Genomic DNA, 6143 nt, shown 5'->3' on the forward strand with positions numbered 1-6143 from the left:
GAGCACTCGTCTGCTTGAGGCAAAGCGCAACGTCACTGACTAAAGCTGGCGGACGGAAAGACCTGCTGTTGGATTCGCTGCCAGTTGCCCGACCAACGCATGGCGTCAATGAGTTCACACTCCGAGCACCCGCTGCGCGATCGCCACGACCTCGGAAGCCGCGATGTCCCGCATGCAGCGGTGGTCGTTCATGCGGCAGATCGTACTCTGGCAGGGCTGGCATGAGAGCACGCTCTTGTCCTGGACTACGGTCGCGGCGAGGCCGTTGAGGGGGGCCCAGAGGTAGGGGCTGGTCGGGCCGAAGATGCCCATGGTGGGCGTGCCTAAGGCGGCTGCGATGTGCATCAGGCCGGAATCATTGGAGATGGCGACGCCGGCCGCGGCCATGGCCAGCACGCCGTTGCGCAGATCGTTGCCGGTGAGGTCCCGCACTCCCGGGCCGCCCGCGGCGACGATCTCCTGGGCAAGGCCCTTTTCGGCGGGGCCGCCGACCACCCAGACCTCCAGACCGCGCTCGGCCAGCAAACGGGCGGCCTCCGGATAGTAGGTCCAGCGCTTTGAGACGCCGACTGAGCCAGGAGCCAGCGCGACCGCCGCTCCGGCGCTGAGGCCATTGGCCTGCCGCCAGCGGACGATGTCCTCGGCCGGGACCCGCAATTGGGGCACCGGCCATTCCGGGGGCAGGGGGGCGCCATCGGGCTGGGCCAGTGCGGCGTTTTTGTCGATAAAGCGGGGCAGCTTCTTCTCACCCCAGCGCCAGCGGTTGAGCAGGCCGAACCGGAACTCGCCGACGAAGCCGACCCTTTCCGGAATCCCGGCCAGGGCGGGCGCGATGGCCGCCTTCCAGGTCCGGGGCAGCACCAGGGCTGTCCCGTAGTTCCGCTCGCGCAGGAGCTTCGCCAGGCCGAACTGGCGGCCTACTGCCAGCCGGCTGCGCGGCAGGTCCCAGACGAGCCCATCGCGCACGCCGGGCATGTAATCGACCAAGGGGGCGCAGAGGGAGGTGGTGAGGAGATCGACCGGCCGGTTGGGCCAGCGCTCGTTCAGGACCCGAACAACGGTGTGATTCCGGACGAAATCGCCGATCCACATATAGGGGATGATCAAGATCGGGCGGGTGTCGCTCCGATCTGCATCTCGGCTAAATTGCGAATCTTGGTTCATTCGTTAATAGGACCGGGAACGCGCTGATGTGGCAGTTCGGTTACCCGCTCCGGACCTGCAGGTAAAGCCGGGACAGCGCCGACCCCAAAACCGCTTACACTTTGGCGGATCATGCGCTAGGGCAGGACCTGGCCGTGAAAATCGGGCAGGGCAAAACCTGGCAGGGTAGGTGGAATGTTGCTGGTGACCGGCGGGGCCGGTTTTATCGGATCGAATGTCGTCGCCGCGCTGAACGAGGCCGGTCGCAGCGATGTCGTCGTCTGTGATCTCCTCGGGACCGAGGGCAAGTGGCGAAACCTCGCCAAGCGCCAGCTTGTGGATATCGTCCCGCCGGCCGAGCTGCTCGACTGGCTGAAGGGCCGCAAGCTCGACGCCGTGATCCATCTCGGGGCGATTTCCGAGACCACCGCGACCGACGGCGATCTCGTGATCGAGACCAATTTTCGCCTGTCGATGCGCCTGCTGGACTGGTGCACGGCGGCTGCGGTGCCGTTGATCTACGCCTCCTCGGCCGCGACCTATGGCGATGGTGCCGACGGCTTTGGCGACGACGCCTCACTGCCCGCGCTGAAGAAACTGCGGCCGATGAATCTCTACGGCTGGAGCAAGCACCTGTTCGATCTCGCCGTCGCCGAGCGCGTCGTGCGCGGCGACGAGCTGCCGCCGCAATGGGTGGGGCTGAAATTCTTCAACGTGTTCGGCCCCAACGAATACCACAAGGGCTCGATGATGAGCGTGCTGGCGCGCCGCTTCGACGATGTGAGGGCGGGCCGTGTCGTGCAATTGTTCAAGTCGCATCGCGAGGGCATCGCCGACGGCGATCAGCGCCGCGATTTCATCTATGTCGACGACGTCGTGCGCGTCGTCATGTGGCTGCTGGCGACGCCGTCGGTGTCCGGCCTCTTCAACGTCGGTACCGGCAAGGCGCGCAGCTTCAGGGACCTGATGCTCGCTGCCTATGCCGCGCTCGGCACCAGGCCCAACATCGAATATGTCGACATGCCCGAGCAGATCCGCGGCAGCTATCAATACTTCACCCAGAGCGAGGTCGATCGCCTGCACCGCGCCGGCTATAACGGCGGCTTCACGACGCTCGAGGATGCGGTGAAAGCCTATGTCGGCGATTATCTCGACCGGCCAGACCGCTTCCGCTGAGGCTTCAAGGACCATGCCGACGCCCATTCTCGATTTCGACGCTCTCGCGCAAGCCATCTCAGGCCGTACGGTGCTGTGCATCGGCGACATCATGCTGGACGAGTTCGTCTATGGCGAGGTGTCGCGGATCTCGCCGGAAGCGCCGGCGCCTGTCATCGCCGCCCAGCGCAGCGAGATCCATATCGGCGGCGCCGGCAACGTCGCGCGCAATATCGCGTCCCTCGGGGCGCGCTGCATCTTCATCGGCCTCGTCGGCCAGGACGATGCGGGCAAGCGGCTCGAAGCGGCACTTGCGGAGCATGCCGGCATCGAAAGCGCGCTGGTGTGCGATCCGTCGCGGCCCACCACGCGAAAAGTCCGATTCGTCTCCGAGCATTTTTCCACGCATATGCTGCGCGCGGATTGGGAGCAGGCGGTGCCTGCCTCCGACGACATCGAGACCAGGCTGATCGACGCAATCCTACCGCAGATCGCGCGCGCCGACATCGTGCTGCTCTCCGACTACGCCAAGGGCGTGCTGACCGCGCGCGTGATCCGCCACACGATCGACGCCGCGCGAACGCTCGGCAAGCCCGTGATCGTCGATCCCAAGAGCCTGAACTGGGCGATCTATCGCGGCGCCACGCTGCTCACGCCCAATCGCAAGGAATTTTCGGAGGCGACCCGCAGCCGCGCCGACACGCCGCAAAGCATCGTCGATGCCAGCGAGGACGTGATGCGGCTCGCCGATTGCGAGGCGATCCTGGTCACGCAAGGCGAGCACGGCATGACGCTGGTGCCGCGCAATGGCGAAGCCGTTCACGTTCCGGCAGTCCCCGTGAAGGTGCGCGACGTCTCCGGCGCGGGTGACACGGTCGCAGCAGCCCTTGCGGTCTCGCTCGCCGCAGGCGCGGACTGGGACACGGCCCTGCGCATGGCCAATGCCGCCGCTGCCGTCGCCGTGGGCAAGCAGGGCACGGCCAGCGTGAGCGCGGCCGAGCTGCGCCGAAAGATCCTGCCACATGCCTATCTTGCGGCGGAGGAGAAGATCTTGCTCGCGCCGGGCGCGCTCGAGGCGCAGCTCGCCGAGTGGAAGAGGCAGGACCTGCGCGTCGGCTTCACCAATGGCTGCTTCGACATCCTGCATCCCGGCCACGTCAAGGTGTTGACCGCGGCGCGCAGAGCCTGCGATCGCCTGATCGTCGGCCTCAACAGCGATGCCTCGGTGCGGCGGCTGAAGGGCGCCGATCGCCCGGTTCAGGACGAGCGGGCGCGTGCGGAAGTGCTCGCGGCGCTCGAAGCCGTCGATCTCGTCGTTATCTTCGAGGAGGATACGCCGATCGATTTGATCACCCGGATCAAGCCCAGCGCGCTGGTCAAGGGCGGCGACTACACCCGCGAGCAGGTGGTCGGCCATGAGGTCGTCGAAGCCGCCGGCGGAACCGTCGTGCTGGTCGACATCCTCCCGGGCTTCAGCACGACCGCGCTGGTCCATCGCGCGCGGGGAGGGGGCAAGTGACGGACCAAGCGACGACGCTCGCCCGGGAGACGACCGGCCAGATGCTGCGGCGGCGCTTTCGCAGCCCGGCGGCGTGGTGCGAGGCGGTCGACCTGTTTGCCATCTTGACTGTGGCGTCACTGCCCTGGTCGACCTCGCTCGCGGCGATCTTCAACGTTGCGTTCCTGCTCTGCATGGTGCCGTTTCTCGACGTCCGCGCATTCCTGCTATCGCTGAAGCGCCCGATCGCAGCCGTGCCGATCGCGCTGGTCCTGCTCGCGCTGGTGGGCACGCTGTGGTCGGATGCGGCCTGGGGCGCGCGTCTCTATGCGGTCAATCCGACCGTCAAGCTGCTCGTGCTGCCGGTCTTCCTCTATCATTTCGAGCGCTCGTCGCGCGGGCACTGGATCTTCATCGCGTTCCTGGTGTCCTGCGCGCTGCTCTCGGTGATGTCGTGGCTGGTCGCCTTCTATCCCAACCTGACGCTCAAGCCCGACCACCTCGAACGCGGTATCTTCGTCAAGAACTACATCGACCAGAGCCAGGAATTCACCCTGTGCGCGGTCGCGCTCGCTTATCCCATCGTGATGCTGCTGCGCCAGAAGCGCTATTGGCTCGCCGGATTGCTGACCGCGCTGGCGCTCAGCTTCTTCGTCAACATGGCCTTCGTGGTGGTGTCGCGCACCGCGCTCGTCACGATTCCGGTCATGTTCGGCGTGTTGGCGTTGCTGCATCTGAGATGGCGCAGCATCGCGATCATCTCGGCCGCTCTGCTCGCCGGCGCCGCTCTCGCCTGGCAGGCCTCGCCGCAATTGCGCAAGACCGCCGACACCTTTGTCAGCGACTACACGCGCTATGTCGAAAAGGGCGAGCCGACCTCGCTGGGCCTGCGGCTCGAATTCTGGCGGAAATCGCTCGGCTTCTTCGCGGAGGCGCCGATCAAGGGGCACGGCACCGGCTCGACGCGCGGATTGTTCGAAGCGGTCGCGACGCCCAGCGGCCACTACCAGGCCTCTGCCGAGGTGATCGGGAATCCGCATAACCAGACGCTGAATGTCGCCGTGCAATGGGGCGTCATCGGCATCGTCGTTCTCTACGCGATCTGGATCCTGCATCTCCTGTTGTTCCGCGGCGACGGGCTGGCCCATTGGATTGGCCTGCTGGTCGTGGTGCAGAACGTCTTCACTTCGCTGTTCAACTCCCATCTGTTCGATTTCCACGAGGGCTGGATGTATGTCATCGGCGTCGGCGTTGCCGGCGGCATGGTGATCCGGGCCCGACACGCCGAGGCGAAGGTGGGGGAAGCCGGTTCCTGAACGGCCGCGCGGCTGGCAAGCCTTGTACTGGCAAGTCTTGTCGTGCTGGCAAGTCTTGTCGTACTGGCAAGTCTTGTCGAGATGGGCTATCAGCGCAGTCAGGTTGCACCTAACTGGGATTTCATCGGTCGGCGGATGACGCGTCTTTCGCATCTCACCTTGCGCAATTTCCTGATCGCGCTCCACGACCTGCTGGCGACCACGGCGGCGCTGTTCGCGGCCTTCTACCTGCGTTTCGAAGGCGGCGACGGCTTCTTCGACCGCCTGCCGCTGCTGTTCCAGATCCTGCCCTACTTCCTCGCCTTCAGCGTGGTCGTGTTCTTCGTCTTCAACCTGACCACGACGAAATGGCGCTTCATCTCGCTGCCTGACGCGCTGAACATCATCCGGGTCGCGACCGTGCTGACGGTTGCCCTCCTGGCGCTCGACTACATCTTCGTCGCCCCCAACGTCCGCGGCGCCTTCTTCCTCGGCAAGGTGACGATCGTCCTCTACTGGTTCCTCGAGATCGCCTCCCTCAGCGCGTTGCGCATGGCCTATCGCTATTTCCGCTATACGCGGGTGCGGCGGCATGCGAGGGGCGAGGATGCCGCGCCGACGCTGCTTATCGGCCGTGCCGCGGATGCCGAGGTGCTGCTGCGCGGCATCGAGAGCGGGGCGATCAAGCGCATCTGGCCGGTGGGCGTGCTGTCGCCGTCGAGATCCGATCGCGGCCAGTTCATCCGCAACGTGCCGGTGCTGGGCGACTTCGACGACATCGAGGACGTCGTCGGCGACTTCGCCAAACGCGACAAGCCGATCGCACGCCTGGTGATGACGCCGTCCGCGTTCGAGCCGGACGCTCATCCGGAATCGATCCTGATGCGCGCGCGCAAGCTGGGCGTGATCGTCAACCGCATGCCCTCGCTGGAGAGCGGCGACGCGCCGCGCCTCACTGCCGTCGCGGTCGAGGATCTCCTGCTGCGGCCGAGCGAAAAGATCGACTATGCGCGGCTCGAAGCGCTGATCAAGGGCAAGGCTGTCATCGTCAC

5 protein-coding genes are annotated in these 6143 nt (G+C 65.7%); 4 read left to right on the forward strand and 1 reads right to left on the reverse strand.

Features of this window, described 5'->3' with window-relative positions:
* Positions 1-114: 114 nt before the first annotated feature.
* Positions 115-1164 (reverse strand): lipopolysaccharide heptosyltransferase II, encoded by a 1050-nt coding sequence (waaF, locus tag AC0L3X_RS35295; protein WP_473317196.1) that lies wholly within the window; start codon positions 1162-1164, stop codon positions 115-117.
* A 174-nt stretch (positions 1165-1338) separates the two neighbouring features.
* Here waaF and rfaD point away from each other — a divergent pair, with 174 nt between their 5' ends.
* The 4 genes from rfaD to AC0L3X_RS35315 form a co-directional block, all read left to right on the forward strand.
* On the forward strand, positions 1339-2319 hold the full coding sequence (rfaD, locus tag AC0L3X_RS35300; protein WP_473317197.1) for an ADP-glyceromanno-heptose 6-epimerase: 981 nt from the start codon (positions 1339-1341) through the stop codon (positions 2317-2319).
* A 13-nt stretch (positions 2320-2332) separates the two neighbouring features.
* A complete protein-coding gene (gene rfaE1, locus AC0L3X_RS35305) occupies positions 2333-3817 on the forward strand; it encodes a D-glycero-beta-D-manno-heptose-7-phosphate kinase (RefSeq protein ID WP_473317198.1) in 1485 nt (494 codons plus the stop codon).
* Between the two features lie 41 nt (positions 3818-3858).
* A complete protein-coding gene (locus AC0L3X_RS35310) occupies positions 3859-5112 on the forward strand; it encodes an O-antigen ligase family protein (RefSeq protein ID WP_473317200.1) in 1254 nt (417 codons plus the stop codon).
* 135 nt (positions 5113-5247) lie between these two features.
* On the forward strand, positions 5248-6143 hold an 896-nt coding region (locus tag AC0L3X_RS35315), incomplete at its 3' end, for a nucleoside-diphosphate sugar epimerase/dehydratase (RefSeq protein ID WP_473317202.1).

It is taken from the genome of Bradyrhizobium sp. MI1.7, from assembly GCF_055811795.1.

Coding starts and splice junctions, on each gene's coding strand:
- waaF (WP_473317196.1), bottom strand. CDS start 1,164: ATGAACCAAGATTCGCAATTTAGCCGAGATGCAGATCGGAGCGACACC.
- rfaD (WP_473317197.1), top strand. CDS start 1,339: ATGTTGCTGGTGACCGGCGGGGCCGGTTTTATCGGATCGAATGTCGTC.
- rfaE1 (WP_473317198.1), top strand. CDS start 2,333: ATGCCGACGCCCATTCTCGATTTCGACGCTCTCGCGCAAGCCATCTCA.
- AC0L3X_RS35310 (WP_473317200.1), top strand. CDS start 3,859: ATGCTGCGGCGGCGCTTTCGCAGCCCGGCGGCGTGGTGCGAGGCGGTC.